General features: G+C 61.9%; 32 protein-coding genes. 21 read left to right on the top strand and 11 right to left on the bottom strand.

The window, feature by feature from the left end; genetic code table 11:
• Positions 1 to 46: 46 nt before the first annotated feature.
• The gene (gene pilG / locus PspCFBP13509_RS16525; RefSeq protein WP_027606081.1) at positions 47 to 454 is read right to left on the bottom strand and encodes a twitching motility response regulator PilG; all 408 of its coding nucleotides are present in this window, start codon (positions 452 to 454) and stop codon (positions 47 to 49) included.
• Positions 455 to 694: 240 nt separating this feature from the next.
• Here pilG and gshB point away from each other — a divergent pair, with 240 nt between their 5' ends.
• From gshB to PspCFBP13509_RS16490, 7 genes are all read left to right on the top strand, one after another.
• The gene (gene gshB, locus PspCFBP13509_RS16520) at positions 695 to 1,648 is read left to right on the top strand and encodes a glutathione synthase (RefSeq protein WP_065923845.1); all 954 of its coding nucleotides are present in this window, start codon (positions 695 to 697) and stop codon (positions 1,646 to 1,648) included.
• 77 nt (positions 1,649 to 1,725) lie between these two features.
• Positions 1,726 to 2,631, top strand: coding sequence for an energy transducer TonB (locus tag PspCFBP13509_RS16515; protein WP_137212361.1), 906 nt, complete (start codon positions 1,726 to 1,728; stop codon positions 2,629 to 2,631).
• A gap of 88 nt (positions 2,632 to 2,719) precedes the next feature.
• On the top strand, positions 2,720 to 3,289 hold the full coding sequence (locus tag PspCFBP13509_RS16510; protein WP_027606084.1) for a YqgE/AlgH family protein: 570 nt from the start codon (positions 2,720 to 2,722) through the stop codon (positions 3,287 to 3,289).
• Positions 3,289 to 3,726 carry a Holliday junction resolvase RuvX gene (ruvX, locus tag PspCFBP13509_RS16505; RefSeq protein WP_005792259.1) on the top strand — a complete coding sequence of 146 codons (438 nt, stop codon included), beginning with the start codon at positions 3,289 to 3,291 and terminating at the stop codon, positions 3,724 to 3,726. Before PspCFBP13509_RS16510 ends, ruvX begins: the two co-directional genes overlap by 1 nt.
• Before the next feature lie 153 nt (positions 3,727 to 3,879).
• Positions 3,880 to 4,386 (top strand): bifunctional pyr operon transcriptional regulator/uracil phosphoribosyltransferase PyrR, encoded by a 507-nt coding sequence (pyrR, locus tag PspCFBP13509_RS16500; RefSeq protein WP_065923847.1) that lies wholly within the window; start codon positions 3,880 to 3,882, stop codon positions 4,384 to 4,386.
• Between the two features lie 24 nt (positions 4,387 to 4,410).
• Complete coding sequence (locus PspCFBP13509_RS16495; RefSeq protein ID WP_027606086.1) at positions 4,411 to 5,415, top strand: aspartate carbamoyltransferase catalytic subunit; 1,005 nt, start codon at positions 4,411 to 4,413, stop codon at positions 5,413 to 5,415.
• Positions 5,412 to 6,683: a dihydroorotase gene (locus PspCFBP13509_RS16490; RefSeq protein WP_065923848.1), complete on the top strand. Its 1,272-nt coding sequence runs from the start codon at positions 5,412 to 5,414 to the stop codon at positions 6,681 to 6,683. The genes PspCFBP13509_RS16495 and PspCFBP13509_RS16490 overlap by 4 nt, the downstream gene beginning before the upstream one ends.
• Positions 6,684 to 6,809: 126 nt before the next feature.
• Here PspCFBP13509_RS16490 and PspCFBP13509_RS16485 read toward each other — a convergent pair whose 3' ends face one another.
• Positions 6,810 to 7,238: an NINE protein gene (locus tag PspCFBP13509_RS16485; RefSeq protein ID WP_027606088.1), complete on the bottom strand. Its 429-nt coding sequence runs from the start codon at positions 7,236 to 7,238 to the stop codon at positions 6,810 to 6,812.
• 250 nt (positions 7,239 to 7,488) lie between these two features.
• Between PspCFBP13509_RS16485 and PspCFBP13509_RS16480 the strand changes: the two genes are divergently transcribed.
• On the top strand, positions 7,489 to 8,124 hold the full coding sequence (locus PspCFBP13509_RS16480) for a C40 family peptidase (RefSeq protein WP_027606089.1): 636 nt from the start codon (positions 7,489 to 7,491) through the stop codon (positions 8,122 to 8,124).
• Positions 8,125 to 8,202: 78 nt separating this feature from the next.
• Here the strand turns inward: PspCFBP13509_RS16480 and PspCFBP13509_RS16475 are convergent, their stop codons facing one another.
• Positions 8,203 to 9,237: a type IV pilus twitching motility protein PilT gene (locus PspCFBP13509_RS16475; RefSeq protein WP_065923849.1), complete on the bottom strand. Its 1,035-nt coding sequence runs from the start codon at positions 9,235 to 9,237 to the stop codon at positions 8,203 to 8,205.
• 57 nt (positions 9,238 to 9,294) lie between these two features.
• On the opposite strand from PspCFBP13509_RS16475, the gene PspCFBP13509_RS16470 reads away from it, so the two are divergent.
• The 9 genes from PspCFBP13509_RS16470 to PspCFBP13509_RS16430 all read left to right on the top strand — a co-directional run bounded on the left by PspCFBP13509_RS16470 (position 9,295) and on the right by PspCFBP13509_RS16430 (position 15,930).
• Positions 9,295 to 9,981: a YggS family pyridoxal phosphate-dependent enzyme gene (locus PspCFBP13509_RS16470; protein ID WP_065923850.1), complete on the top strand. Its 687-nt coding sequence runs from the start codon at positions 9,295 to 9,297 to the stop codon at positions 9,979 to 9,981.
• Between the two features lie 33 nt (positions 9,982 to 10,014).
• Positions 10,015 to 10,833 (top strand): pyrroline-5-carboxylate reductase, encoded by an 819-nt coding sequence (gene proC, locus PspCFBP13509_RS16465; protein ID WP_027606092.1) that lies wholly within the window; start codon positions 10,015 to 10,017, stop codon positions 10,831 to 10,833.
• Positions 10,834 to 10,858: 25 nt separating this feature from the next.
• Entirely contained in the window at positions 10,859 to 11,446 is a 588-nt protein-coding gene (locus tag PspCFBP13509_RS16460) for a YggT family protein (protein WP_065923851.1), read from the top strand.
• A gap of 126 nt (positions 11,447 to 11,572) precedes the next feature.
• Positions 11,573 to 12,712, top strand: coding sequence for a homoserine O-succinyltransferase MetX (metX, locus tag PspCFBP13509_RS16455; RefSeq protein ID WP_027606094.1), 1,140 nt, complete (start codon positions 11,573 to 11,575; stop codon positions 12,710 to 12,712).
• A gap of 7 nt (positions 12,713 to 12,719) precedes the next feature.
• Positions 12,720 to 13,340 carry a methionine biosynthesis protein MetW gene (gene metW, locus PspCFBP13509_RS16450; RefSeq protein WP_017735309.1) on the top strand — a complete coding sequence of 207 codons (621 nt, stop codon included), beginning with the start codon at positions 12,720 to 12,722 and terminating at the stop codon, positions 13,338 to 13,340.
• 21 nt (positions 13,341 to 13,361) lie between these two features.
• Positions 13,362 to 13,796 carry a DUF4426 domain-containing protein gene (locus PspCFBP13509_RS16445; RefSeq protein ID WP_027606095.1) on the top strand — a complete coding sequence of 145 codons (435 nt, stop codon included), beginning with the start codon at positions 13,362 to 13,364 and terminating at the stop codon, positions 13,794 to 13,796.
• Positions 13,793 to 14,389, top strand: coding sequence for an RdgB/HAM1 family non-canonical purine NTP pyrophosphatase (gene rdgB, locus PspCFBP13509_RS16440; RefSeq protein WP_027606096.1), 597 nt, complete (start codon positions 13,793 to 13,795; stop codon positions 14,387 to 14,389). The genes PspCFBP13509_RS16445 and rdgB overlap by 4 nt, the downstream gene beginning before the upstream one ends.
• On the top strand, positions 14,386 to 15,588 hold the full coding sequence (gene hemW / locus PspCFBP13509_RS16435; RefSeq protein WP_065946516.1) for a radical SAM family heme chaperone HemW: 1,203 nt from the start codon (positions 14,386 to 14,388) through the stop codon (positions 15,586 to 15,588). The genes rdgB and hemW overlap by 4 nt, the downstream gene beginning before the upstream one ends.
• Positions 15,589 to 15,606: 18 nt before the next feature.
• On the top strand, positions 15,607 to 15,930 hold the full coding sequence (locus PspCFBP13509_RS16430; protein ID WP_010207241.1) for a DUF3392 domain-containing protein: 324 nt from the start codon (positions 15,607 to 15,609) through the stop codon (positions 15,928 to 15,930).
• 81 nt (positions 15,931 to 16,011) lie between these two features.
• Here PspCFBP13509_RS16430 and trmB read toward each other — a convergent pair whose 3' ends face one another.
• The 4 genes from trmB to PspCFBP13509_RS16410 form a co-directional block, all read right to left on the bottom strand.
• Positions 16,012 to 16,737, bottom strand: coding sequence for a tRNA (guanosine(46)-N7)-methyltransferase TrmB (trmB, locus tag PspCFBP13509_RS16425; RefSeq protein ID WP_065946517.1), 726 nt, complete (start codon positions 16,735 to 16,737; stop codon positions 16,012 to 16,014).
• A gap of 9 nt (positions 16,738 to 16,746) precedes the next feature.
• On the bottom strand, positions 16,747 to 17,541 hold the full coding sequence (locus PspCFBP13509_RS16420) for a thiazole synthase (RefSeq protein WP_065946518.1): 795 nt from the start codon (positions 17,539 to 17,541) through the stop codon (positions 16,747 to 16,749).
• 60 nt (positions 17,542 to 17,601) lie between these two features.
• Positions 17,602 to 17,802 (bottom strand): sulfur carrier protein ThiS, encoded by a 201-nt coding sequence (thiS, locus tag PspCFBP13509_RS16415; RefSeq protein ID WP_049711100.1) that lies wholly within the window; start codon positions 17,800 to 17,802, stop codon positions 17,602 to 17,604.
• Between the two features lie 79 nt (positions 17,803 to 17,881).
• Entirely contained in the window at positions 17,882 to 18,256 is a 375-nt protein-coding gene (locus tag PspCFBP13509_RS16410; protein WP_065923855.1) for a DUF423 domain-containing protein, read from the bottom strand.
• A 74-nt stretch (positions 18,257 to 18,330) separates the two neighbouring features.
• Here PspCFBP13509_RS16410 and mtgA point away from each other — a divergent pair, with 74 nt between their 5' ends.
• Positions 18,331 to 19,053, top strand: a complete 723-nt coding sequence (gene mtgA, locus PspCFBP13509_RS16405) for a monofunctional biosynthetic peptidoglycan transglycosylase (protein ID WP_065923856.1) — start codon at positions 18,331 to 18,333, stop codon at positions 19,051 to 19,053.
• 46 nt (positions 19,054 to 19,099) lie between these two features.
• On the opposite strand, the gene rpoH is transcribed toward mtgA, so the two are convergent.
• The 4 genes from rpoH to ftsY form a co-directional block, all read right to left on the bottom strand.
• Complete coding sequence (gene rpoH, locus PspCFBP13509_RS16400; RefSeq protein ID WP_003176698.1) at positions 19,100 to 19,954, bottom strand: RNA polymerase sigma factor RpoH; 855 nt, start codon at positions 19,952 to 19,954, stop codon at positions 19,100 to 19,102.
• Between the two features lie 129 nt (positions 19,955 to 20,083).
• On the bottom strand, positions 20,084 to 21,106 hold the full coding sequence (ftsX, locus tag PspCFBP13509_RS16395; RefSeq protein WP_065923857.1) for a permease-like cell division protein FtsX: 1,023 nt from the start codon (positions 21,104 to 21,106) through the stop codon (positions 20,084 to 20,086).
• Entirely contained in the window at positions 21,103 to 21,774 is a 672-nt protein-coding gene (gene ftsE / locus PspCFBP13509_RS16390) for a cell division ATP-binding protein FtsE (RefSeq protein ID WP_003213784.1), read from the bottom strand. Before ftsE ends, ftsX begins: the two co-directional genes overlap by 4 nt.
• Positions 21,771 to 23,177: a signal recognition particle-docking protein FtsY gene (gene ftsY, locus PspCFBP13509_RS16385; protein WP_137212360.1), complete on the bottom strand. Its 1,407-nt coding sequence runs from the start codon at positions 23,175 to 23,177 to the stop codon at positions 21,771 to 21,773. Before ftsY ends, ftsE begins: the two co-directional genes overlap by 4 nt.
• 233 nt (positions 23,178 to 23,410) lie before the next feature.
• On the opposite strand from ftsY, the gene PspCFBP13509_RS16380 reads away from it, so the two are divergent.
• From PspCFBP13509_RS16380 to rsmD, 3 genes are read left to right on the top strand one after another with little or no spacing between them, the layout of a single operon-like run.
• Positions 23,411 to 24,766 (top strand): M16 family metallopeptidase, encoded by a 1,356-nt coding sequence (locus tag PspCFBP13509_RS16380; protein WP_137212359.1) that lies wholly within the window; start codon positions 23,411 to 23,413, stop codon positions 24,764 to 24,766.
• Positions 24,759 to 26,249, top strand: a complete 1,491-nt coding sequence (locus PspCFBP13509_RS16375) for a M16 family metallopeptidase (RefSeq protein ID WP_137212358.1) — start codon at positions 24,759 to 24,761, stop codon at positions 26,247 to 26,249. The genes PspCFBP13509_RS16380 and PspCFBP13509_RS16375 overlap by 8 nt, the downstream gene beginning before the upstream one ends.
• Positions 26,249 to 26,866, top strand: coding sequence for a 16S rRNA (guanine(966)-N(2))-methyltransferase RsmD (rsmD, locus tag PspCFBP13509_RS16370; protein WP_027606107.1), 618 nt, complete (start codon positions 26,249 to 26,251; stop codon positions 26,864 to 26,866). Before PspCFBP13509_RS16375 ends, rsmD begins: the two co-directional genes overlap by 1 nt.
• Positions 26,867 to 26,917: the final 51 nt, after the last annotated feature.

Below are 26,917 nucleotides of genomic sequence, written 5' to 3'. Positions count from 1 at the left end.
GGTTTTCCCCACTACATTGGTCGGCGCCGGCCCTTGTGAGGCGGCGTCAGTGTGCTTGTTCCACTGCGGCGAACCCGGGCACATAGGCCTTGATCGCACTCAGCAGTTCTTCCTTGCTGAAAGGCTTGGTCAAAAACTGATCGACACCCACGATGCGCCCCTTGGCCTTGTCGAACAGGCCGTCCTTGGAGGACAGCATGATCACCGGGATCGACTTGAACACCGGGTTGTTCTTCACCAGGGCGCAGGTCTGATAGCCATCCAGGCGCGGCATCATGATGTCGACAAAGATAATGTGCGGGTGATGATCCACAATCCGGGCCAGGGCATCGAAACCGTCGATGGCCGTGATGACATCGCAGCCCACGTTCTTCAACAGCGTCTCGGCGGTGCGGCGGATCGTTTTCGAATCGTCGATCACCATCACTCTCAAGGCGTTGGAATGCTGTTCCATATCTGCTCTACCATCGCCACAGCGAATCGGTTTTCGGTGTGTACTGCCTGATGTTGCACAGGATGAGCGCCGCAGGCCTTGGAATTCAAGGGCTGCTGCGCCGTGGCAGTCTTTTTAGCACAGTCTCGGGGAGCAATCTATCGAGGCACCCGCCCGGTGGTTTTTCCTTGACCCACAACAGCCGCAGCGCCACTCTGACGCCACTTTTATGCGCCCCAATTTTGCTAGAGGAAATCCCCCATGAGCGTTCGCGTCGGCATTGTCATGGACCCTATCGCCAGCATTTCCTATAAAAAGGACAGCTCGCTGGCCATGCTCCTGGCCGCCCAGGCCCGCGGCTGGAGCCTGTTCTATATGGAGCAGCGCGACCTTTACCAGGGCGACGGCGAGGCCCGTGCACGCATGCGCCCGCTGCAGGTGTTTGCCAACCCCGAGAAGTGGTTCGAACTGCAGGACGAAATCGACAGCCCCCTGAGCGACCTCGACGTGATCCTGATGCGCAAGGACCCGCCGTTCGACATGGAGTTCGTCTACTCCACCTACCTGCTGGAGCAGGCCGAACGTGCCGGCGTGCTGATCGTCAACAAGCCGCAAAGCCTGCGTGACTGCAATGAAAAGCTGTTCGCCACGTTGTTCCCGCAGTGCACACCGCCCACCGTGGTCAGCCGTCGTGCCGACGTGCTGCGTGAATTTGCCGCCAAGCACGGCGATGTGATCCTCAAGCCGCTGGACGGCATGGGTGGCACCTCGATCTTCCGTCACCGCGCCGGCGACCCGAACCTGTCGGTGATCCTCGAAACCCTGACCGCCCTGGGCACCCAGCAGATCATGGGCCAGGCCTACCTGCCGGCGATCAAGGACGGCGACAAACGCATCCTGATGATCGACGGCGAGCCGGTGGATTACTGCCTGGCGCGTATTCCGGCGGCAGGCGAGACCCGTGGCAACCTGGCGGCAGGCGGTCGAGGCGAAGCGCGGCCGTTGTCCGACAAAGACCGCTGGATCGCCAGCCAAGTTGGCCCGACCCTGCGGGAAAAGGGTTTGCTGTTTGTAGGCCTTGACGTAATTGGGGAAAACCTCACCGAAATCAATGTCACCAGCCCGACCTGCATTCGCGAGATCGACAACGCATTTGGCACGAACATCGGCGAAATGTTGATGGCCGCCATCGAACGCAAGCTGCAGGCCAAGTGATATAGAACAGCCGGACACACACCAACATTGCGCTATCATGCCCGACCTGTGAAACGCGCGATGTTGGTTTTCTTGTCATGACACTCCCGTCCGATCTGCCCTCCGAACTCTCCCACAGCGGCGTGCGCCCGGCTGATCGGCTCGGATTTACCCTGTTTCTTGCGGCATTGATTCACCTGGCCTTGATCCTCGGCGTGGGTTTCACCATGGTCGAGCCCAAGCAGATCACCAAGACCCTGGAAATCACTCTCGCCACATTCAAGAGCGAAAAGAAGCCCGATAAGGTGGACTTTATCGCCCAGGACAACCAGCAGGGCAGTGGCACCCTGGACAAGAAGGCGATCCCCAAGACCACCGAAGTGGCGCCCTTCCAGGACAACAAGGTCAATAAGGTCACACCGCCGCCGGCGCCCAAGCCTGAAGTCAAACAGGCCACGCCCAAGCCCACGGTGACCACCGTCGCACCCAAGCCGCAAAAAGCCCCGGTCCAGCGCGAGAAAACCAAGACCGAGCCGCAACCCGAGCCCGTGAAGCCGGCACCGACGTTCGACAGCTCGACACTGTCCGACGAAATCTCCAGCCTGGAAGCCGAACTGGCCCATGAACAACAGCTTTACGCCAAGCGCCCACGCATTTACCGCCTGAACGCCGCCTCGACCATGCGCGACAAGGGCGCCTGGTATAAGGACGAGTGGCGTAAGAAGGTCGAGCGCATCGGTAACCTCAACTACCCGGAAGAGGCACGGCGCCAGCAGATCTACGGCAATTTGCGTCTTTTGGTGTCGATCAACCGCGACGGCACCTTATATGAAGTGCAGGTGCTGGAATCGTCCGGTCAGCCGCTGCTGGACCAGGCCGCCCAACGCATCGTGCGCCTGGCCGCGCCCTTTGCCCCGTTTACCGGGGACTTGAACGATGTGGACCGCCTGGAAATCATCCGCACCTGGAAGTTTGCCAAGGGTGATCGCCTTTCCAGCAACTGAACGCGCCGTCCTACAGAAAAGCCGACAGCACTGTATTCGGGTCACGTCCAGCTTGTCAGTTCGCCCCTCCAACGCCACACTAGCGGACATGAAAAATGTCAGCCCGACCTACCTCAAGCACCAATTCCTGATCGCCATGCCCCATATGGCCGACCCGAACTTTGCGCAGACCTTGACCTACATCGTCGAGCACACGGCCAATGGTGCCATGGGGTTGGTGGTGAACCGCCCGCAGGCGCTGAACCTGGCCGATATCCTTGAACAGCTGCGTCCGGAGGTCGACCCGCCGGCCCGTTGCCAGGGCGTGCCGATCTACATCGGCGGGCCGGTGCAGACCGATCGCGGCTTTGTGCTGCACCCCACCGGGCCGAAGTTCCAGGCCACGGTGGACCTGGACGGAGTCTCGCTGTCCACCTCCCAGGACGTGCTGTTCGCCATCGCCGACGGCGTGGGCCCTGAGCAAAGTGTAATCACCCTGGGTTACGCCGGCTGGGAAGCCGGGCAGCTGGAAGCCGAACTGGCCAGCAATGCCTGGCTGACCTGCCCGTTCGATGCCGACATCCTGTTCAACACCGCAAGCGAACTGCGCCTGGAAGCCGCCGCGGCCAAGCTGCGGGTCAACCTCAGCCTGCTGACCAGCCAGGCGGGGCACGCCTGATGGCCTTGCGTTTGATCCTCGGCTTTGACTACGGCACCAAGCAGATCGGCGTAGCGGTCGGCCAGGTCATCACCGGCCAGGCCCGCGAGCTGTGCACCCTCAAGGCCCAGAACGGCATACCGGACTGGAACCAGGTCGAAGCCCTGATCAAAGAGTGGAAGCCCGATGCCGTAGTGGTCGGCCTGCCCCTGAACATGGACGGCACCCCCAGCGACATGTGCCTGCGCGCCGAAAAGTTCGCCCGCCGTCTTAACGGCCGCTACAACCTGCCCTTCTATACCCACGATGAACGCCTGACCACCTTTGAAGCCAAGGGCGAACGCCGCGACCGTGGCGGCCAGAAAGGCAGCTACCGCGATAACCCGGTGGACGCCATCGCCGCCGCCTTGTTGTTACAGGGCTGGCTGGACGAAAACACTGCTTTATTTGAATCCTGACTGACGCGGCCTGCCTGTCGCTTTTTGTAGGAGCGAGCTTGCTCGCGAAAAACGTCAACGATAACGCATGAAACCTGGATGAACACGGTGCCTGTGAGTTCTTCGCGAGCAAGCTCGCTCCTACACACTATCGCCTGCCTTGAAGGAGCCACCATGAGCCTGCCAAACCCCGCCGAACTGATCCGCCAGATGGCGGTTAGCCTCAAGACGCACCTGGAACACCGTGGCATCAGCGAACCGCGCTTTATCGGTATTCGCACCGGCGGTGTGTGGGTCGCCCAAGCGTTGCTGGACGAACTGGGCAGCGACTCACCCTTGGGTACCCTGGACGTGTCCTTCTACCGCGACGACTTCAGCCAGAACGGCCTGCACCCGCAAGTGCGCCCGTCTGCCCTGCCGTTCGAGATTGAAGGCCAGCACCTGGTGCTGATCGACGATGTGCTGATGAGCGGCCGTACCATCCGCGCCGCCATGAATGAATTGTTCGATTACGGGCGCCCGGCCAGCATCACCCTGGTCTGCCTGCTGGACCTGGACGCAGGCGAACTGCCCATCAGCCCGGACGTGGTTGGCGCCACGCTGTCCCTTGAGGCCAGCCAGCGAGTAAAATTGTCCGGTCCCACGCCGCTCGAACTCGAACTGCAAGACCTTGCCCTTTAAACCGCCTTGTAAAGAGTCCCCGCGATGACGCCTCTAGATGCCAAGCGCCCGCTGCAGCTCAATGCTCAGGGCCAGTTGCAACACTTCTTGTCCCTCGACGGTTTGCCCCGCGAACTGCTCACCGAAATCCTCGACACCGCCGACTCGTTCCTCGAGGTTGGCGGCCGGGCGGTGAAGAAAGTCCCGTTGCTGCGCGGCAAGACCATCTGCAACGTGTTCTTCGAGAACTCCACCCGTACACGGACCACCTTTGAACTGGCGGCCCAACGGCTGTCGGCCGACGTGATCACGCTGAACGTGTCCACCTCGTCGGCGAGCAAGGGCGAGACCCTGCTCGACACCCTGCGCAACCTGGAAGCGATGGCCGCCGACATGTTCGTGGTGCGCCACGGCGACTCCGGTGCCGCCCACTTCATTGCCGAGCACGTGTGCCCGCAGGTGGCGATCATCAACGGCGGCGACGGCCGTCACGCCCACCCGACCCAGGGCATGCTCGACATGCTCACCATACGTCGGCACAAGGGCAGCTTCGAAAACCTCTCGGTGGCCATCGTCGGCGACATCCTGCACTCACGGGTGGCACGCTCGAACATGCTGGCCCTGAAAACCCTGGGTTGCCCGGACATACGCGTGATCGCACCGAAAACCCTCTTGCCCATCGGCATCGAGCAATACGGCGTGAAGGTCTACACCGACATGACCGAAGGCCTCAAGGATGTGGACGTGGTAATCATGCTGCGCCTGCAACGCGAACGCATGTCGGGTGGCCTGCTGCCGAGCGAAGGCGAGTTCTACCGCCTGTTCGGCCTGACCACCGCACGCCTGGCCGGCGCCAAGCCGGACGCCATCGTGATGCACCCGGGGCCGATCAACCGAGGCGTGGAGATTGAGTCGGCGGTGGCCGACGGCAGCCAGTCGGTGATTCTCAACCAGGTCACGTATGGCATCGCCGTGCGCATGGCGGTGTTGTCCATGGCCATGAGCGGGCAAACCGCGCAACGTCAATTCGAGCAGGAGAAGGCCCAGTGAAGCTCAGCATTCTCGGCGCCCGAGTCATCGATCCGGCCAGTGGCCTGGATCAGGTTACCGATCTGCACCTGGAGGCCGGCCGGATCATCGCCATCGGCGCCGCGCCCGGTGCTTTCAGCCCCAGCGAGACCATCGATGCCAAAGGCCTGGTGGCCGCGCCCGGCCTGGTGGACCTGAACGTCGCCCTGCGCGAGCCGGGCTTCAGCCGCAAAGGCAATATCACCAGCGAGACCCGCGCGGCCGCAGCCGGTGGCGTCACCAGCCTGTGCTGCCCACCGCACACCAAGCCGGTGCTCGACACGTCGGCCGTGACCGAGCTGATCCTCGACCGTGCCCGTGAGGCCGGCAATTGCAAAGTGTTCCCCATCGGCGCCCTGAGCAAAGGCCTGGAAGGCGAACAACTCGCCGAACTGATCGCCCTGCGCGATGCCGGTTGCGTGGCGTTCGGCAACGGCCTGGAGAGTTTCCGCAGCACCCGCACCCTGTGCCGCGCCCTGGAATACGCGGCCACCTTCGACTTGACGGTGATCTTCCACTCCCAGGACCGCGACCTGGCCGAAGGCGGCCTGGCCCATGAAGGTGCGGTCGCCAGCTTCCTCGGCTTGCCGGGCATTCCGGAAACCGCTGAAACCGTAGCCCTGGCCCGTGACCTGCTGCTGGTGGAACAAAGCGGCGTGCGTGCGCACTTCAGCCAACTGACCAGCGCCCGGGGCGTGGCCCTGATCGCCCAGGCCCAGGCCCGTGGCCTGCCGGTGACGGCAGACGTGGCGTTGTATCAGTTGCTGCTGACGGATGAGGCGCTGATCGACTTCTCCAGCCTTTACCACGTGCAACCGCCGCTGCGCACACTGGCCGATCGTGACGGTTTGCGTGCGGCAGTGAAATCGGGGGTGATCTCGGCGATTTCCAGCCACCACCAGCCCCATGAGCGCGATGCCAAGCTGGCGCCGTTCGGCGCGACGGAGCCGGGCATCAGCAGCGTGGAGCTGTTGCTGCCGCTGGCGATGACGTTGGTGGAAGACGGTTTGCTGGACCTGCCGACACTGCTGGCGCGCCTGAGCGCAGGCCCGGCCGAGGCCTTGCGCCTGCCGGCGGGCAAGCTGGCGGTGGGGGCGGCGGCAGATCTAGTGCTGTTTGATCCGGCCGGCTCCACGGTTGCGGGCGAGCACTGGCTGTCCAAGGGTGAAAACTGCCCGTTCATCGGCCATAGCCTGCCGGCGAGCGTGCGCTACACCTTGGTGGACGGGCGCATCAGCTATCAGGCTTGAGCCACTAAAACCTGTAGGAGCGAGCTTGCTCGCGAAGAACGAATAGACAATGCGGGCTACCTGATAGCGCTGCGTTATCGTTAACGTTCTTCGCGAGCAAGCTCGCTCCTACAGGTTATTTATGATCTACCGGCCGCCGTTGCGCTCGGCATTGCGGATCGAAACCTGGGTATTCAAGGTCCAGAAGTCATACAGCACTCCCACCAGGAACAAGCCGCCGGTCAGCAGGTAGATCAGGCCGGTGATCCATTTGCCCTGGTACATGCGGTGCACGCCGAACACCCCCAGAAACGCCAACAGAATCCATGCCACGTTGTATTCGATAGGCCCAGCGGTAAAACGCAGGTCCGCTTCACGGTCCATGGCCGGAATCAGGAACAGGTCGATCAGCCAGCCGATCCCCAGCAAGCCGAGGGTGAAAAACCAGATCGTTCCAGTGACCGGTTTGCCGTAATAGAAACGATGGGCCCCGGTAAACCCGAAAATCCAGAGCAGGTAACCGATCACCTTGCTGTGGGTGTCTTGCTGCGGACCAACCTGTTGATAGGTGTTCATGGAGTACCTCTTTTGCTTCGATAGATAAATTTTTTCACTTTCTTTGTGACTTTTTTACAGGCGCCCGACGTACGGCAAATGGTATCTTCCCTCCCCTGAAAGCCTTATGCCACCTGACTTGTGTAGGACAATCGCGGCGAATCGTCGCGTTTTTCCTGAGTTTGACCCCAAGGTTCAGTCGACAAACGGCCTGAGAACGACACAAAAAGCTGTTATAAAGTTGCGCGCAAACCCATAAGAGCCACGCCTAATGCGACCATTTTTAAAGACATGGCTAACCATTTGCCTATTAATGCCACTGGCCGCCCACGCCACCAATCGTGAGCAACGACTTCCGAACGTCAACGGTTTCACCCCTAAAGTCCACAGCGCGCCCAGCACTGCCAAATCGGCAAAGCCGACCGTCAGCCGCCCGACTCAACTGAGCAAGGCCCACGGTAAAGCAGTTCCAGGCCTGATGGCAGTCAACACCAGGCAAAGCAGCACCGTCCTCAGCCGCGCCGTAAACGTGCTCGGTACTCCTTATCGTTGGGGCGGCAGCAGCCCAAGTAAAGGGTTCGACTGCAGCGGCCTGGTGAAATATGCGTTTAACGACGTAGCGGCCGTGGATCTGCCGCGCACCTCCAACGCCATGGCCGCCGGTCATGGGCAGAAGGTTGAGCGCAAGGACCTGAAACCGGGTGACCTGTTGTTCTTCAAACTGAAGAGCCGCCAGGTGAACCACGTAGCCATCTACCTGGGCAACGACCGCTTCATCCACGCACCGCGCCGTGGCAAGTCGGTCAGCATCGACACGCTGAAAAAGCCGTTCTGGGACAAGAACTACGTGATTGCCAAGCGGGTTCTGCCGAAAGAGCAGAATACCTTGCGGGTAGTACAACGCTGATCTGAAGCTGGAATGCAGTAGTACATGTGGGAGGGGAGCAAGCCCCCTCCCACATTTGATGTGTGTCGTCCACACCCCTCAGATATCCCCAGGCACCCTCGCCTTCTCCCGCGCCTCTTCCCGGCTGATCACGCCTTCCGTGACCAACGCCTTCAAGCTCATATCCAACGTCTTCATGCCCAACGCGCCGCCGGTCTGAATCGCCGAGACCATCTGCGCCACCTTGTCTTCGCGGATCAAGTTACGAATAGCCGGCGTGCCCAGCATGATTTCATGGGCCGCCACCCGCCCGCCGCCAACCTTCTTGACCAGCACCTGGGACACCACCGCCTGCAACGACTCCGACAGCATCGAGCGGACCATGGCCTTTTCCCCCGCCGGGAACACGTCCACCAGCCTGTCCACGGTCTTTGCCGCCGAGGTGGTGTGCAGGGTGCCAAATACCAGATGCCCGGTCTCCGCCGCCGTCAGGGCCAGGCGGATGGTTTCCAGGTCGCGCAGTTCGCCCACCAGGATCACGTCGGGGTCTTCGCGCAGCGCCGAACGCAAGGCCAGCGAGAAACTATGGGTATCTCGATGCACCTGGCGCTGGTTGATCAGGGCGGTTTTCGGCGTGTGGATAAACTCGATGGGGTCTTCCAGCGTGAGGATGTGCTGGCGCCGATGCTGGTTGAGGTAATCGATCATCGCCGCCAGGGTAGTGGACTTGCCGGAGCCGGTGGGGCCCGTCACCAGCACCAGGCCGCGCGCAAGCTGGGCGATACGCTGGAACACTTCCCCCAGGCCGAGGTTTTCCAGGCTCTGGACCTCGGCCGGGATGGTGCGAAACACCGCGCCCATGCCGCGATCCTGCTGGAATACGTTCGCCCGGAACCGCGCCACGCCCGGCAACTCGAAGGCAAAATCCGTTTCAAGAGATGTTTCGAAATCCTTTTGTTGGTAGCGGTTGAGCAACGGGCTCAATAAATCCGCTACTTGCGGGGGTGAAAGCACCGGCCAATCCAACGGCCAGACCTCACCATCAATACGCAGCATAGGCGCCATACCGGCCGACAGATGCAGGTCGGAAGCGCCGCGACGCACGCCGGCCTGCAGTAATTCAGTGATATCCATAGGGCTTTCCATTTCCAGTAGAATGCCGCGGACTCCATATCCACGGGCGCATCTTGAATGTCGACGATAGCAGACAACATCGGCCAGGTTAGCCAGCGCATCCGCGCCGCAGCCGACGCCGTGCAACGTGACGCAAACAGCATCCACCTGCTGGCCGTGAGCAAGACCAAACCCGCCCAAGCCGTGCGTGAAGCCTATGCCGCCGGGATGCGTGATTTTGGCGAAAACTATCTGCAGGAGGCCCTGGGCAAGCAGGCCGAATTAACCGACCTGCCCTTGAGTTGGCACTTCATCGGCCCCATTCAATCGAACAAGACTCGCGCCATCGCCGAGAATTTCGCTTGGGTGCATTCCGTGGACCGTCTCAAAATTGCACAACGCCTGTCCGAGCAACGCCCGGTGGACCTGCCTGCGCTGAATATCTGCATCCAGGTCAATGTCAGTGGCGAGGCCAGCAAGTCCGGCTGCACCCCCGCCGACCTGCCGGCCCTGGCCAACGCCATCAGCGCCCTGCCGCGCTTGAAGCTGCGGGGCTTGATGGCGATTCCCGAGCCGACGGACGATCGGGCCGAACAAGACGCCGCGTTTTCCAGCGTGCGCGACCTGCAAAACAACCTGAACCTGCCGCTCGACACACTTTCCATGGGCATGAGCCACGACCTTGAGTCGGCCATCGCCCAAGGCGCCACCTGGGTGCGGATCGGTACCGCCCTGTTTGGCGCCCGCGACTACGGCCAGCCATGAAATGGCTGACATCCATCTAAGTAAGGACCTGTCATGAGCAACACGCGTATTGCCTTTATCGGCGCCGGCAACATGGCGGCCAGCCTGATCGGCGGCCTGCGGGCCAAGGGCCTGGAAGCGGCGCAGATCCGCGCCAGCGATCCGGGCGCCGAGACCCGTGCCCGCGTCAGCGCCGAGCACGGTATCGAAACCTTCGCCGATAACGCCGAAGCCATCCAAGGTGTCGATGTGATCGTACTGGCGGTCAAGCCACAGGCCATGAAGGCCGTGTGCGAAAGCCTGCGCCCAAGCCTTCAGCCACACCAACTGGTGGTGTCGATCGCCGCCGGTATCACCTGCGCCAGCATGAACAACTGGCTCGGCGCGCAACCGATCGTGCGTTGCATGCCCAACACCCCGGCGCTGCTGCGCCAGGGTGTGAGCGGTTTGTACGCCACCCACGAGGTGACCGCCGAGCAACGTGACCAGGCCCAGGAACTGCTGTCCGCCGTGGGCATCGCCCTGTGGCTGGAACAGGAGCAGCAACTGGACGCGGTCACCGCCGTGTCGGGCAGCGGCCCGGCTTACTTCTTCCTGCTGATCGAGGCCATGACCGCCGCCGGCGTGAAACTGGGCCTGCCACAGCAAGTCGCCGAGCAACTGGCCGAGCAAACCGCCCTGGGCGCCGCGAAAATGGCTGTCTCCAGTGAAGTGGACGCTGCCGAGTTGCGCCGTCGCGTCACCTCCCCCGGCGGCACCACGCAGGCTGCCATCGAATCGTTCCAGGCCGGGGGCTTTGAAGCCCTGGTGGAAAAAGCACTGGGTGCCGCAGCACATCGTTCGGCTGAAATGGCCGAGCAGCTGGGCAAATAGTCGTCCCCCTACAAAGGAATAAATGATGCTTGGACTCAATGACGCCGTCATCTTCATCATCCAGACCTTGGGCAGCCTGTACCTGCTGATCGTGCTGATGCGTTTTATCCTGCAACTGGTGCGGGCGAACTTCTACAACCCGCTGTGCCAATTCGTGGTGAAGGCCACCCAACCGCTGCTCAAGCCCCTGCGTCGAGTGGTCCCGAGCATGTTCGGCCTGGACATGTCGTCGCTGGTGCTGGCGCTGCTGCTGCAGATCCTGCTGTTCGTGCTGGTCTTGATGCTCAAGGGCTACCTGCCTTACACCGTGCTGCTGTTGCCATGGGCACTGATCGGGATCTTCTCGTTGTTTTTGAAGATCATCTTCTGGTCGATGATCATCAGCGTGATCCTGTCCTGGGTCGCGCCGGGTAGCCGCAGCCCAGGTGCCGAGCTGGTGTCTCAGATCACCGAGCCGGTGCTCGCGCCGTTCCGCCGCTGGGTGCCCAACCTGGGCGGCCTGGATATTTCGCCGATCTTCGCGTTTATCGCGATCCAGCTGATACAAGGCTGGGGCATCCCGTACCTGGCTGACTTCGCGAACATGCCCAAGGAACTGTTCGGACTGATCTGACAGGCGGAGCAAATGCAGGAGGGGCGGGGCGACGATTCGACTTGCTCCCTCCCACATTTGGCCTTTGCTTGCCGCTGGGTGCATCGGTCTTTAGACTTACGCCTCATTTAAACGAGAGCAGGGTCGATGCCAACTGCCTTCCCCCCCGATTCTGTTGGACTGGTCGTGCCCCAAGTGGCGCACTTCAGCGAACCACTGGCCCTGGCCTGTGGTCGTTCGCTGCCTGCCTATGACCTGATTTATGAAACCTACGGCCAACTGAACGCCACGGCGAGCAATGCCGTGCTGATCTGCCACGCCCTCTCCGGTCATCATCACGCCGCTGGTTTCCACAGCGTTGACGAGCGCAAGCCTGGCTGGTGGGACAGTTGCATCGGCCCCGGCAAGCCCATCGACACCAATAAGTTCTTTGTCGTCAGCCTGAACAACCTCGGCGGCTGCAATGGCTCCACCGGCCCCAGCAGCCTCAACCCGGAAACCGGCAGGCCGTTCGGCGCCGACTTCCCCGTACTCACTGTGGAAGACTGGGTGCACAGCCAGGCGCGCCTCGCCGACCTGCTGGGTATCCGGCAATGGGCCGCGGTGATCGGCGGCAGCCTGGGCGGCATGCAGGCCCTGCAATGGACCATCACGTATCCGGATCGCGTGCGCCATTGCCTGGCCATCGCCTCGGCGCCCAAATTGTCGGCGCAGAACATCGCCTTCAACGAAGTGGCGCGCCAGGCCATCCTCACCGATCCCGAGTTCCACGGCGGTTCGTTCCAGGAAGCCGGTGTGATCCCCAAGCGCGGCTTGATGCTGGCGCGAATGGTCGGGCACATCACCTACCTGTCCGATGACTCCATGGGCGAGAAATTCGGCCGTGGCCTCAAGAGCGAGAAGCTCAACTACGACTTTCACAGCGTCGAGTTCCAGGTGGAAAGCTACCTGCGTTATCAGGGCGAGGAGTTCTCCGGGCGTTTCGACGCCAACACCTACCTGCTGATGACCAAGGCCCTGGACTACTTCGACCCGGCAGCCAACCACGACGACGACCTGGCGAAAACCTTCGAGGGCGCCACCGCCAAGTTCTGCGTCATGTCGTTCACCACCGACTGGCGCTTCTCGCCGGCTCGCTCCCGAGAGCTGGTGGATGCGCTGATGGCGGCCAAGAAAGACGTCTGCTACCTGGAGATCGATGCACCGCAAGGCCATGACGCCTTCCTGATTCCGATCCCGCGCTACCTCCAGGCTTTCAGCAACTACATGAACCGCATTACTTTGTGAGAACGCCATGAGAGCCGACCTGGACATCATCCAAGACTGGATCCCCGCCGGCAGCCGCGTGCTCGACCTGGGCTGCGGCGATGGCGAACTGCTGAGCTGGCTGCGCGACAACAAGCAAGTCACCGGCTACGGCCTGGAAAACGACCCGGACAACATCGCCCAGTGCGTGGCCAAGGGCATCAACGTGATCGAGCAGGACCTGGACAAGGGCCTGGGCAACTTCGCCAGCAACAGCTTCGATATCGTGGTGATGACCCAGGCCCTGCAAGCGGTGCACTACCCGGACCGCATCCTCGACGAAATGCTGCGCGTGGGTCGCCAGTGCATCATCACCTTCCCCAACTTCGGGCACTGGCGCTGCCGCTGGTACCTGGCGACCAAGGGCCGCATGCCAGTCTCGGATTTCCTGCCGTACACCTGGTACAACACGCCGAACATCCACTTCTGCACCTTCGAAGACTTCGAAGCCCTGTGTGGCGAGCGTGAAGCCAAGGTGATCAACCGCCTGGCCGTCGATCAACAGCATCGTCACGGCTGGGCAAGCAAGCTATGGCCCAATCTGTTGGGCGAAATTGGTATCTATCGGGTCAGCAGCCCTGGCCTGACGGATCACAAGATTGCCGTCTAATCATTTTCAAGAGGGACGATCATGAGTCGCTTGGCTATTTTTCTACTGACTGCATGCCTGGGCGCCAGCGCCATGGCGGCGGACACTATCGACGCTAATCGCAAGAAAGACTTCGGTGATATCACCGTTCATTACAACACCTTCACCTCCAGCTTCCTGCAGCCGGAAACCGCCCAGAAAGTCGGCGTGGTGCGCAGCAAGGAGAAGGGCTTGATCAATGTGACCGTGATCAAGGGCGTAACCCCGGTGGCAGCGCAGGTGACAGGCACCATCAAGGACCTGGGCGGCAAGAGTGAGATCCTGACGTTCAAGCAAATCGACGAGAAAGGCGGGATCAATTACCTCGCGCCGTACTCCGTGACGCAGCGGGAATACAAGACGTTTACCATCAATGTGGAAACCGGCGGCAAAGCCCATAGCTTCCAATTCAACCAGGAACTGTTTCCGGCGGAATGATGAACCTTACTCAACTCGTATTGGCCAGCCATAACGCCGGCAAGCTCAAAGAACTCCAGGCCATGCTCGGCGAATCCGTGCAGCTGCGCTCCATCGGCGAGTTCAGCCAGGTGGAGCCGGAAGAGACCGGCCTGTCGTTCGTCGAGAACGCCATCCTCAAGGCGCGCAATGCCGCACGCATCTCGGGCCTTCCGGCGCTGGCGGACGACTCTGGCCTGGCGGTGGACTTCCTCGGCGGCGCGCCGGGTATCTACTCGGCGCGTTATGCCGATGGCAAGGGCGATGCGGCCAACAACGCCAAGCTGCTGGACGCGCTCAAGGACGTGCCGGACGCGATGCGCGGCGCGCAGTTCGTCTGTGTGCTGGCCTTGGTACGGCATGCCGATGACCCGCTGCCGATCCTCTGCGAAGGCCTGTGGCACGGGCGCATCCTGCACGCGGCCAGCGGTGAGCACGGTTTTGGCTATGACCCGCTGTTCTGGGTGCCGGAGCGCAATGTCTCCAGTGCCGAATTGAGCCCGGCCGACAAGAACCAGATCAGCCACCGTGCCCGCGCAATGGATTTGCTGCGCCAGCGCCTGGGCTTGAAATGACCCGGAACACCTCCGCGCAGCCGCTGATCCACGGTGGCGCGCAAACACCTCGGGCGGCGCTGCCGGTGCTGCCGCCCCTGGCGCTGTACATCCACATCCCGTGGTGCGTGCGCAAATGCCCTTACTGCGACTTCAACTCCCACACCGCCAGCAAGGTGCTGCCTGAAGAAGAGTATGTGGACGCCTTGCTGGCCGACCTCGATCAGGACCTGCACGCGGTGTATGGGCGCGAACTGAGTTCGATCTTCTTCGGCGGCGGCACGCCAAGCCTGTTCAGCGCTGCGGCGCTGGGCCGATTGCTCAAAGGCGTGGAAGCACGCATCCCGTTTGCCGGCGACATCGAGATCACCCTGGAAGCCAACCCCGGCACGTTCGAGCAAGAGAAGTTCGTCGCCTACCGCGCGCTGGGGATCAACCGGCTGTCCATCGGCATCCAGAGCTTCCAGCAGGCAAAGCTTGAGGCCCTGGGCCGCATCCACAACGGCGACGAAGCCGTACGCGCCGCCGGGATGGCGCGCCAGGCCGGGTTCGACAACTTCAACCTGGACCTGATGCACGGCTTGCCCGACCAGTCCCTGGACGATGCGTTGAGCGACCTGCGCCAGGCCATCGCGCTCAAACCCACACACCTGTCCTGGTACCAGTTGACCCTGGAACCCAACACCGTGTTCTGGAACCAGCCGCCCGCGCTGCCGGAAGACGACACCCTGTGGGACATCCAGGAAGCCGGCCAGGCGCTGCTGGCCGAACACGGTTACGCACAATACGAAGTGTCGGCCTACGCCCAGCCCGGGCGCCCGGCGCGGCATAACCTCAACTACTGGAGTTTCGGCGACTTTATCGGCATCGGCGCCGGGGCCCACGGCAAGCTCAGCCATCCGGACGGGCGCATTGTGCGCACCTGGAAGACCCGCGCGCCGAAGGACTACCTCAACCCGGCCAAAAGCTTCCAGGCCGGGGCGAAGGAGCTGACCAACGAAGAGTTGCCGTTCGAGTTCCTGATGAACGCCCTGCGCCTCACCGAGGGCGTCGACGCCACGCTCTACGCCGAACGCACCGGCCTCGACCTGGCGAGCCTCGACGAGGCGCGGCGCGAGGCAGAACAAAGTGGCTTAATGCAGGTCGAACCGTCACGCCTGGCGGCCACCGATCGCGGGCAACTCTTTCTCAATGACCTGCTGCAGAAGTTTTTGAGCTGATCGCTCTAAGGAAATCGAATGGATCTGGTACTCGACCTGCTCGCCACGGTATCCCGCTGGAGCCGCAGCAACCTGTCGGAAATCTCCCTGGCCCTTGTGGGCTGTTTGCTGGTGCTGTTTGGCGCCGACATCAAGGGCTGGGTCGAAGCACGCCTGGGCAGCGTTGCCGGCGCGTTGCGCGTACCGTTGATGGCCCTGCTGTGCATGATCGGCAGTGGTGCGGCGCTGATCTACGCCACGCCGTGGATTGTGCGGGGATTGAGCCAGTTCAATAACTACAGCCTGGCGCCGGTGCTGGTGGTGGTGCTGGTGTTGATTGGCGTCGTCGCCGATCGCCGCTGACCTCAAATCCAACACAAAACAACTGTGGGAGGGGGCAAGCCCGCTCCCACATTTTTTACTGCATTCCAAGCCAGGGACTTGTCAGTCGACTTTCTCGAACTTCAAATCCCAAACCCCATGCCCCAGCCGCTCACCACGCCGCTCGAACTTGGTGATCGGGCGTTCGGCCGGGCGTGGTACGCATTTGCCGTCTTGCGCCAGGTTGCGGTAGCCAGGGGCAACGTCCATCACTTCCAGCATGTATTCGGCATAGGGTTCCCAGTCGGTAGCCATATGCAGGACACCGCCGACTTTCAGCTTGCTGCGCACCAGTTCCGCGAAGGAGGCCTGGACGATGCGGCGCTTATGGTGACGGCTCTTGTGCCATGGGTCGGGGAAGAACAGCATCAGGCGGTCGAGGCTGTTGTCGGCGATGCAGCGGTTGAGCACTTCGATCGCGTCGCAGTCATAGACCCGCAGGTTGGTCAGGCCTTGAGTCAGCACGCCATTAAGCAGCGCACCGACACCTGGGCGGTGGACTTCCACGCCGATGAAATCCTGTTCCGGCGAGGCCGCGGCCATTTCCAGCAGGGAGTGGCCCATGCCGAAACCGATTTCCAGGGAACGCGGGGCCGAACGGCCGAACACCTGGTCATAGTCCACCGGCGCATCGGCCAGGGGCAGGACGAACAGCGGCGTACCTTGCTCCAGGCCCTTTTGCTGGCCCTCGGTCATGCGGCCGGCGCGCATCACAAAACTCTTGATGCGGCGGTGCTTGGACTCGTCGCCTTCTTCCACGGTGTTCGGCGTTTCGTTTGATTCAGTCATCAATGGCTCTTACTTGATCAGACCATCCAGCGGCGAAGAGGCGCTGGCGTAGAGTTTTTTTGGCATGCGCCCGGCAAGGTAGGCCAGGCGGCCGGCGACGATGGCGTGTTTCATGGCTTCGGCCATCAGCACCGGGTGCTGGGCGTGGGCGATGGCCGAGTTCATCAGCACCGCGTCACAGCCCAGTTCCATGGCGATGGTGGCGTCGGAGGCGGTACCGACACCGGCGTCCACCAAGACCGGGATCTTGGCTTCTTCGAGGATTATCTGCAGGTTGTACGGATTGCAGATACCCAGCCCGGAACCGATCAGGCCGGCCAGCGGCATCACGGCGATACAGCCGATTTCGGCCAGTTGGCGGGCGATGATCGGGTCATCGCTGGTGTAGACCATCACGTCAAAACCTTCCTTGACCAGGGTTTCTGCGGCCTTGAGGGTTTCGATCACGTTGGGGAACAGGGTTTTCTGGTCAGCCAGCACTTCCAGCTTGACCAGGTTGTGGCCGTCGAGCAGTTCACGGGCCAGGCGGCAGGTACGCACGGCTTCGATAGCGTCGTAGCAACCGGCGGTGTTCGGCAGGAAGGTGTAGCGATCCGGCGACAGCACGTCGAGCAGGTTCGGCTCGCCCTCGATCTGGCCGAGGTTGGTGCGGCGCACGGCGAAGGTCACGATCTCGGCGCCCGAGGCTTCGATGGCCTGGCGGGTTTCTTCCATGTCGCGGTACTTGCCGGTGCCGACCAGCAGACGGGACTGGTAGGTACGACCGGCCAGGACGAAGGGCTTGTCGTTGCGAACGATGCTCATGGGAAATCCTCGAAATGGGGTGAGGTTCTGCAGAATCCGGGGCTACATAAACGCGCGGGACTAGCCGCCGCCGATGGCGTGGACCACCTCGACCTGGTCACCCTCGGTGAGCGTGGTCTCGGCGTGCTGGCTACGCGGGACGATATCCAGGTTGAGTTCCACTGCGACGCGACGCCCGGTCAGGTCCAGACGGGTCAGCAGGGCCGCAACGGTTTCACCGTCGGGCAGTTCAAGGGATTCGCCGTTCAACTGAATGCGCATGCCAGGGGCCGCCATCGTTTTTAGGGGCCAGCATTCTAGCGCGATTGAGACCTGAAGGTCAGCTTCAAGCGTCAAGCGGTCACAGTTGCAAGCGCCATGCTGCCAGCCCCAACAGGAACCAGCCAGACAGGAAGGCCAGGCCCCCGAACGGCGTGATGATGCCGAGCTTGCTGATGCCGGTCATGGTCAGCACATACAAGCTGCCGGAGAACAACAGGATCCCGACTACGAACGAGATGCCAGCCCACGTTACCAGCCGGCCCGGCAGGTGCGCGGCCAGCAACGCCACGCCGAACAGCGCCAGGGTGTGCACCAACTGATAAGTCACGCCGGTGTGAAAGATCGCCAGGTACTCGGCGCTGAGGCGGCTTTTCAGGCCATGGGCGGCGAACGCACCGAGGGCGACACCGGTGAAGCCGAAAAAGGCAGCCAGCATCAGAAAGCTACGCAGCATGAGGAACTCCAGTCAGACTCATTGGACAGGGTCTGTATAATGGCCCGCTCAACGGGTTCGGCCAAGCCATCTCTATGCTGCGTGTCCTCTTCAAACGCCTTCTCAACGTCGTGAAATGGTTTGCCATCGGCAGTGTTCTGCTGGTGCTGCTGTTCCGTGTCGTCCCGCCGCCCTTCACCGCGCTGATGGTGGAGCGAAAGGTCGAATCCTGGTTCGACGGCGAACCCATTGACCTGCAACGCACCTGGGTGCCGTGGGACGAGCTCTCCGACGACCTGAAAGTGGCGGTGATGGCCGGTGAAGACCAACGCTTCCCGCAGCATTGGGGCTTTGATTTCGGCGCGATCCAGGCAGCGCTCCTGCACAACGAGCGCGGCGGTTCGATCCGGGGCGCGAGCACGCTGAGCCAGCAGGTGTCGAAAAACCTGTTCCTGTGGGCGGGTCGCAGTTATTTGCGCAAAGGCCTGGAAGCCTGGTTTACCGGGCTGATCGAGGTGTTGTGGCCCAAGCAGCGGATTCTTGAGGTGTACCTCAACAGCGTGGAATGGGATGAAGGCGTGTTTGGCGCGCAAGCGGCGGCGCGACATCACTTTGGCGTAAGTGCCAAGGGGTTATCACGGCAGCAGGCCAGCTACCTGGCGGCGGTGTTGCCTAATCCACGGGTGTGGAGTGCCAGCCATCCGACCGCGTATGTGGCGCGACGGGCAGCCTGGATTCGCCAGCAGATGAGCCAGCTGGGCGGAGAGGGTTACTTGGTGGAACTGAACAATTCCCGCAAAGCGCCTTGGTCCGACTGATACAACACAAAACAAATGTGGGAGGGGCTTACCCCCTCCCACATGTTCAGGCGGCGATCGACAACTTCAGCTTGTTCATCGCGCTTTTCTCAAGCTGGCGAATGCGCTCGGCCGACACGTTGTACTTCTGCGCCAGGTCGTGCAGCGTGGCTTTTTCTTCCGCCAGCCAGCGCTGGTAGAGGATGTCACGGCTGCGGTCGTCCAGCACTTCCAGCGCTTCGTGCAGGTTGTGGTTGGAGTTGTCGCTCCAGTCGGCGTCTTCCAGTTGACGCGCCGGGTCGTACCGGTGGTCTTCCAGGTAATTGGCCGGCGATTGGAAAGCGCTGTCGTCGTCCGCTTCGGCGGCCGGGTCGAAGGCCATGTCATGGCCGGTCAGGCGGCTTTCCATCTCGCGCACTTCACGGGGCTCCACGCCGAGGCTTTCGGCCACGCGGTGGACTTCCTCGTTGTTCAGCCACGCCAGGCGTTTTTTCTGGCTGCGCAGGTTGAAGAACAGCTTGCGCTGGGCCTTGGTGGTCGCGACTTTCACGATGCGCCAGTTGCGCAGGATGAACTCGTGGATTTCCGCCTTGATCCAGTGCACGGCAAACGACACCAGGCGCACGCCCATCTCAGGGTTGAAGCGCTTTACAGCCTTCATCAGGCCGACGTTGCCTTCCTGGATCAGGTCAGCCTGGGCCAGGCCGTAGCCGCTATAGCTACGGGCGATATGTACGACAAAACGCAGGTGGGCGAGCACCATCTGCCGAGCCGCCCCCAAATCCTGCTCATAGTAGAGACTCTCGGCCAGTTCACGCTCCTGCTCGGGCGTCAGCAATGGAATGCTGTTGACCGTGTGCACATAGGCTTCCAGGTTCGCACCCGGGACCAAGGCATAAGCAGGTTGCAAAGAAGTGGTCATACGAAAAAACCTCCGACTCACATAACTCGTGCAGTTCAGCACTGCGAAAATTGACCGGGAACCGTAGGACAAGTTCCCTAAACCACTGATACGGTCAATACAAACGAAACCACATTACCCTGACATTAACTACTTCGGTGCCAGCTCGCGTAAATGCCGTGCGACCGCAATCCAGGCACCGATATAACCCAACAATACCGCGCCAAGCAAGAGCGACAGACCATCGGCAACCGGCACCCCGGCCAGGGCAAAATCGCTGCCGTACAAGCCGGCAAGCCCGACAACCGCGTCGTTCAGCCAGTTCAGGCCGAATGCCAGCACGCCCCAGGACAAAATCCCCGCACCCAGGCCATAAAGCGCGCCCATGTACAGAAAAGGCCGACGCACATAGCTGTCCGTGCCGCCGACCAGTTTAATCACTTCTATCTCGGTGCGACGGTTTTCAATATGAAGACGAATGGTATTACCTATCACCAAAAGTAATGCAGACACCAACAGCACCGTCAGGCCGAATACAAAGCGGTCGCCCAGCTTGAGGATCGCCGCCAGGCGCTCCACCCAGACTAGATCAAGTTGCGCCTGTTGCACCTTCGGCATCTCTGCGAGTTTTTGTCGCAGGGCTTCAAGGCCCGCCTTGTCGACTTCATTCGGCGTCACCAGCACCACGCCCGGCAGCGGGTTCTGCGGCAGCTCTTTCAGCGCCTCGCCCAGGCCGGACTGTTGCTGGAACTCCTCAAGGGCCTGGTCGCGGCTGACGTACTCGGCGTCCGCGACGCCCGGCATGTTCTTGATATCGTCCCGTAGTGCTTCGCCTTCCTTGGTGCTGGCATCCAGGTTCAGGTACAGGGAAATCTGTGCCGCACGCTGCCAGGAACCGCCCAGGCGCTCGACATTATTAAGCAGCAGCGACAAGCCCATCGGCAGGCTCAGGGCAACGGCCATCACCAGGCAGGTAAAAAAGCTGCCGATCGGCTGCTTGCCCAGGCGACGCAGGCTGTCCAGCAGGCTGGCGCGATGGCTTTCGATCCAGGCGCGCAGCAGGGTACTGAAGTCCGGGCCGTCATCGTCGTCGTGTTTTTTCTTTTTCGGCTGCGGATCAGCCGGTTTCGGCGCCACGCGCTCGGAAACCTTGGGGCTACGTGTTGCACTCATACGCCAGCCTCCCCGTCACCGATCAGGCGACCGCGTTGCAGGGTCAGCATGCGATGGCGCATGCGGGCGATCAGCGCCAGGTCATGGCTGGCGATCAGTACGCTGGTGCCCAGACGATTGATGTCTTCGAATACACCCATGATCTCGGCCGCCAGGCGCGGGTCGAGGTTACCGGTGGGTTCGTCCGCCAGCAGCAAGGCCGGGCGATGGACGATGGCGCGGGCAATGCCGACGCGCTGTTGCTGGCCGGTGGACAGGTCGCCGGGGTAGAGGTCGGTCTTGTCCGACAGCGCCACGCGCTCCAGGGCCGAATCCACGCGCTTGACGATTTCGGCCTTGGACAGCCCAAGAATCTGCAACGGCAAGGCAATGTTGTTGAACACCGTGCGATCGAACAGCAACTGGTGGTTCTGGAACACCACGCCGATCTGGCGGCGCAGGAACGGGATCTGCGCATTACTGATGGTGGCCAGGTCCTGGCCCGCCAGCAGCAACTTGCCCGTGGTCGGGCGTTCCATGGCCAGCAGCAGGCGCAACAGCGTACTCTTGCCGGCCCCCGAGTGACCGGTGACAAACAAGAACTCGCCGCGACGCACTCGAAAGCTCAGCTCATGCAAGCCCACATGCCCGTTGGCATAGCGTTTACCGACCTGTTCGAATCGAATCATGAACGCTCCCGCTCGGCAAACAGTGCCTGGACAAAGGGTTCGGCTTCAAAGGTGCGCAGGTCGTCGATGCCTTCACCGACGCCGATATAACGAATCGGCAACCCGAACTGCTTGGCCAACGCAAAGATCACGCCGCCTTTGGCCGTGCCGTCGAGCTTAGTCAATGCCAGGCCGGTCAGTTGCACCGTCTGGTTGAATTGCTTGGCCTGGCTGATGGCGTTCTGGCCGGTGCCGGCGTCCAACACCAGCAGCACTTCGTGGGGCGCGTCTGCATCCAGCTTGCCGATGACGCGGCGCACTTTCTTCAGCTCTTCCATCAAATTGTCTTTGGTGTGCAGGCGACCGGCGGTATCGGCGATCAGCACATCAATGTTGCGGGCCTTGGCGGCTTGCACCGCGTCGAAGATCACCGAAGCGGAGTCGGCGCCGGTGTGCTGGGCGATCACCGGGATCTTGTTGCGCTCACCCCAAACCTGCAATTGCTCAACGGCGGCGGCGCGGAAGGTGTCACCGGCGGCCAGCATGACTTTCTTGCCTTCCAGTTGCAGCTTCTTGGCCAGTTTGCCGATGGTGGTGGTCTTGCCGGCGCCGTTGACGCCCACCACCAGGATCACAAACGGCTTGTTCGGGGTGATCACCAGCGGGGCTTCCACGGGTTTGAGCATGGCAGCCAGTTCGGCCTGCAAGGATTTGTAGAGCGCATCGGCATCGGTCAGTTGCTTGCGCGCGACCTTCTGGGTCAGGCTCTGGATGATCACGGCGGTGGCTTCGACGCCCACGTCTGCGGTGAGCAGGCGGGTCTCGATGTCTTCCAGCAGTTCGTCATCAATGACTTTCTTGCCCAGGAACAGGCTGGCCATGCCTTCGCCGATGCTGGCGCTGGTCTTGCTCAGGCCTTGCTTGAGACGGGCGAAGAAGCCGGTTTTGCTGGCTTCTGGAGATGGGGCGAGCGGTTCTGGCTCGACAACCTCAACGGGTGCAGCAACCACAACAGGCACAGGCGCAGGGACTTCCACGACGAGCGGCGCTTCGACCACCACCTCAACCGGCTCAACCACCGCAGGAATCGGCGGCGCCACGTGTTCAGCCTGCACGTCTTCGACCAATGCCACAGGCTCTTCGGCCACCGGCAACTCAGGCCACGGCTTGTGCTCAGGTTCCGGCTCCGGCTCCGGCACAGCCTCAACCACTGGCTGCAACACCGGTTCAGCCATCGGCAACACCACCGGCGCAGGCGCTTCGGCAACCGGTTCGGCTTCTATTACGGGTTCGGGGATCGGCTCAACTTGAACCTGTGGCTGTTCGACAACGGTTTCCTGCGGCTTTTTGCGCAGCCATCCGAACAGGCCTTTTTTCTCGCCAGCCGCAGCTGGGGTCTTCTTGTCGTCGTTGGAACCAAACATGGAGACGGCTATCTCAAGGTAGCGACGCGCCAGAGGGGCGCGCCGGTAAATAAAATTCGATGCGTAACAGACTGTTTTTTAGCCAGCTCGTTCATGCGCAACATTTTGTAAGGCCAAAATAGGGCCTCAACAAGACTGCCGCAGTGGCCGTCCGTATATTCGACCAGTATCCTAGCACCTCCTCGCCCGCCGACGCTAAGACCAAGCGGGCAGCCCAACAGGTTTAAAAACGAATGAATGCTCTAGCCCGCCGCGCCGCAGGCCTGCTGTTCAGCACAGTTTGTCTGCCTCTTTCAGCTTTCGCTGCCGACCCACAACCCACCCATGAATTCACCCTGGACAACGGCCTCAAGGTCGTCGTGCGCGAAGATCATCGCGCCCCGGTGGTGGTTTCCCAGGTTTGGTACAAGGTGGGTTCGAGCTACGAAACCCCGGGCCAGACCGGTTTGTCCCACGCCCTGGAGCACATGATGTTCAAGGGCAGCGCCAAAGTCGGACCCGGCGAAGCCTCGCTGATCCTGCGCGACCTGGGCGCGGAAGAAAACGCGTTCACCAGCGACGACTACACCGCGTACTACCAAGTGCTGGCCCGCGACCGCCTGGGCGTGGCCTTCGAACTGGAAGCCGACCGCATGGCCAGCCTGCGCCTGCCGGCCGACGAGTTCAGCCGCGAAATCGAGGTAATCAAAGAAGAACGCCGCCTGCGCACCGACGATAACCCAATGTCCAAGGCCTTCGAGCGCTTCAAGGCGATGGCTTTCCCGGCCAGCGGCTACCACACGCCGACCATCGGCTGGATGGCTGACCTGGACCGCATGAAAGTCGAAGAACTGCGCCACTGGTACCAATCCTGGTACGTGCCGAACAACGCCACCCTGGTGGTGGTCGGCGACGTCACCCCGGACGAGGTGAAGAACCTGGCCCAGCGCTACTTTGGCCCGATCCCCAAGCGTGACGTGCCACCGGCCAAGATCCCGATGGAACTGGCCGAGCCTGGCGAGCGCCTGTTGACCATGCACGTGCAGACCCAATTGCCGAGCGTCATGCTCGGTTTCAACGTACCCAGCCTGGCGACCGCCGACGACAAACGCTCGGTGCAAGCCTTGCGCCTGATCTCGGCCCTGCTGGACGGCGGCTACAGTGCACGTATCTCGGAGCAGTTGGAGCGTGGTGAAGAGCTGGTTTCCGCCGCCTCCACCAATTACGACGCCTATACCCGTGGCGATACGCTGTTCATGCTGTCGGCCACTCCCAACCAGCAGAAGAAAAAGACCATCGCCCAAGCCGAAGCTGGCCTGTGGCGCCTGCTGGACGAGCTCAAAGCCAAGCCGCCGACCGCCGAGGAACTGGAGCGTATCCGCGCCCAAGTGATTGCCGGCCTGGTCTACCAGCGGGACTCGATCACCAGCCAGGCCACGGCCATCGGCTCCCTGGAAACCGTTGGCCTGTCCTGGAAACTGATGGATTCCGAGCTGGCCGACCTGCAAAGCGTGACCCCGGAAGATATCCAAAAGGCCGCGCGCACCTATTTCACCCGCGAACGTCTGAGTGTCGCCCATGTTCTGCCTGAGGAGACCGCTCATGAGTGATCGCAAAAGCAGCCGCCTGATCTTCCCCGGCCTGATCGTCGTCACCCTGATCGCCGCCAGCGCCGTGTACTTCCTGCGTCCGAGCGACTCCGTCGCCAGCCCGGCATTGGAAAAAGCCCAATCGAGCAACAAGCTGCAATCCCTGGCAGAGCTGGACGGCAAGGCGCCGACCAACCGCAAGCTCGAAGTGCAAACCTGGACCACCGCCGAAGGCGCCAAGGTGCTGTTCGTTGAAGCCCATGAACTGCCGATGTTCGACGTGCGCATCCTGTTCGCCGCCGGCAGCAGCCAGGACGGCAACGTGCCGGGCCTGGCCTTGATGACCAACGCCATGCTCAACGAAGGCGTGCCGGGCAAGGATGTCAGCCAGATCGCCAGTGGCTTTGAAGGCCTGGGCGCCGACTTCGGCAATGGCGCTTACCGCGACATGGCGCTGGTGTCCCTGCGCAGCCTGAGTGCCAGCGATAAACGCGACGCCGCCCTGGCGCTGTTTGACGACGTGATCGGCAAGCCGACCTTCCCGGCCGACTCCCTGGCCCGCATCAAGAACCAGATCCTCGCCGGCTTTGAATACCAGAAGCAGAACCCCGGCAAACTGGCCAGCCTGGAGCTGTTCAAGCGCCTGTATGGCGACCACCCTTACGCGCACCCGAGCGAAGGCACCCCGCAAAGCGTGCCGAACATTAACCTGGCACAGCTGCAGGCGTTCCACGCCAAGGCGTACGCCGCCGGTAATGCGGTGATTGCAGTGGTGGGCGACCTGACCCGCGCCGAAGCCGAAGCCATGACCGCCAAGGTGTCCGCATCGCTACCTAAAGGCCCGGCGCTGGCGAAGATTGCCCAGCCAACCGAGCCAAAGGCCGGCCTGAGCCATATCGAGTTCCCGTCCAAGCAGACGCATTTGCTGTTTGCCCAACTGGGCATCGACCGCGCCGACCCTGACTACGCGGCCTTGTCCTTGGGTAACCAGATCCTCGGTGGCGGCGGCTTCGGCACCCGCTTGATGAGCGAAGTGCGTGAAAAGCGCGGGCTGACCTACGGCGTGTACTCCGGTTTCTCGCCGATGCAGGTGCGCGGCCCGTTCATGATCAACCTGCAGACCCGCGCCGAAATGAGCGGCGGCACCCTGCGCCTGGTCGAAGACGTAGTCGCCGATTACCTCAAGACCGGCCCGACGCAAAAAGAGCTGGATGACGCCAAGCGCGAGCTGGCCGGCAGCTTCCCGCTGTCTACCGCGAGCAACGCCGATATCGTCGGGCAGTTGGGCGCCATGGGTTTCTACAACCTGCCGCTGAGCTATCTGGAAGATTTCATGAAACAATCCCAGGCCCTGACCGTAGAGCAGGTCAAGGCCGCAATGAATAAACACTTGAGCGCCGACAAGATGGTCATCGTGACCGCCGGCCCGACGATTGCGCAAAAGCCACTACCGCCCCCCACTGATAAACCCGCCGAGCAGCCGCTCGGGGTTCCGGAGCATTAATGGCCAGTTCATCTCGCCCGAAAAAACCTGTCCACAACGTACACAACGGTGTGGGCCAACTGCGCATCATTGGCGGTGAATGGGGCAGCCGCAAGCTGAGCTTCCCCGACGTCGTGGGCCTGCGCCCAACGCCGGATCGCGTGCGTGAAACCCTGTTCAACTGGCTCGCGCCGTACATCGCGGGCGCCAAGGTGCTGGACCCGTTCGCCGGCAGTGGCGCGCTGTTCCTGGAGGCGCTGTCCCGTGGCGCGGCCCAGGCCCAGGCGCTGGATGCCAGCAATGTCGCGGTGTCCAGCCTCAAGGAACACCTGGGCACCCTGCGCTGCACCAATGGCCAGGTGCAGACCGCCGACGCCCTGCGCTACCTGGAAACCCAGGCGCCCAGTGCCTACGACGTGGTGTTCCTCGACCCACCGTTCAACCAGAACCTGTTGCCGACCGTGTGCGCCTTGCTCGAAGAGCGCCAATGGCTGGCACCGGACGCGTGGATCTACACTGAAAGCGAGACCGCGCCGTCTACCCTGGGTTTGCCGGGCGCCTGGCGCCTGCACCGGGAGCAGAAATCCGGTCGTGTGTATTACGCGCTGTGGCATCGATTGGTCGAAAGCGTCGCTTAAAATCTGTGGTGAGCAAGCCCGCTCACCACAGACAGTGAGTCAGCTCAAAAC

The sequence above is a fragment of the Pseudomonas sp. CFBP13509 genome (assembly GCF_005233485.1).
Taxonomy (GTDB): Bacteria; Pseudomonadota; Gammaproteobacteria; order Pseudomonadales; family Pseudomonadaceae; genus Aquipseudomonas; species Aquipseudomonas marginalis.
Note: the sequence above shows the minus strand (reverse complement) of the source record. Positions and strands in the feature narration are given on the sequence as shown.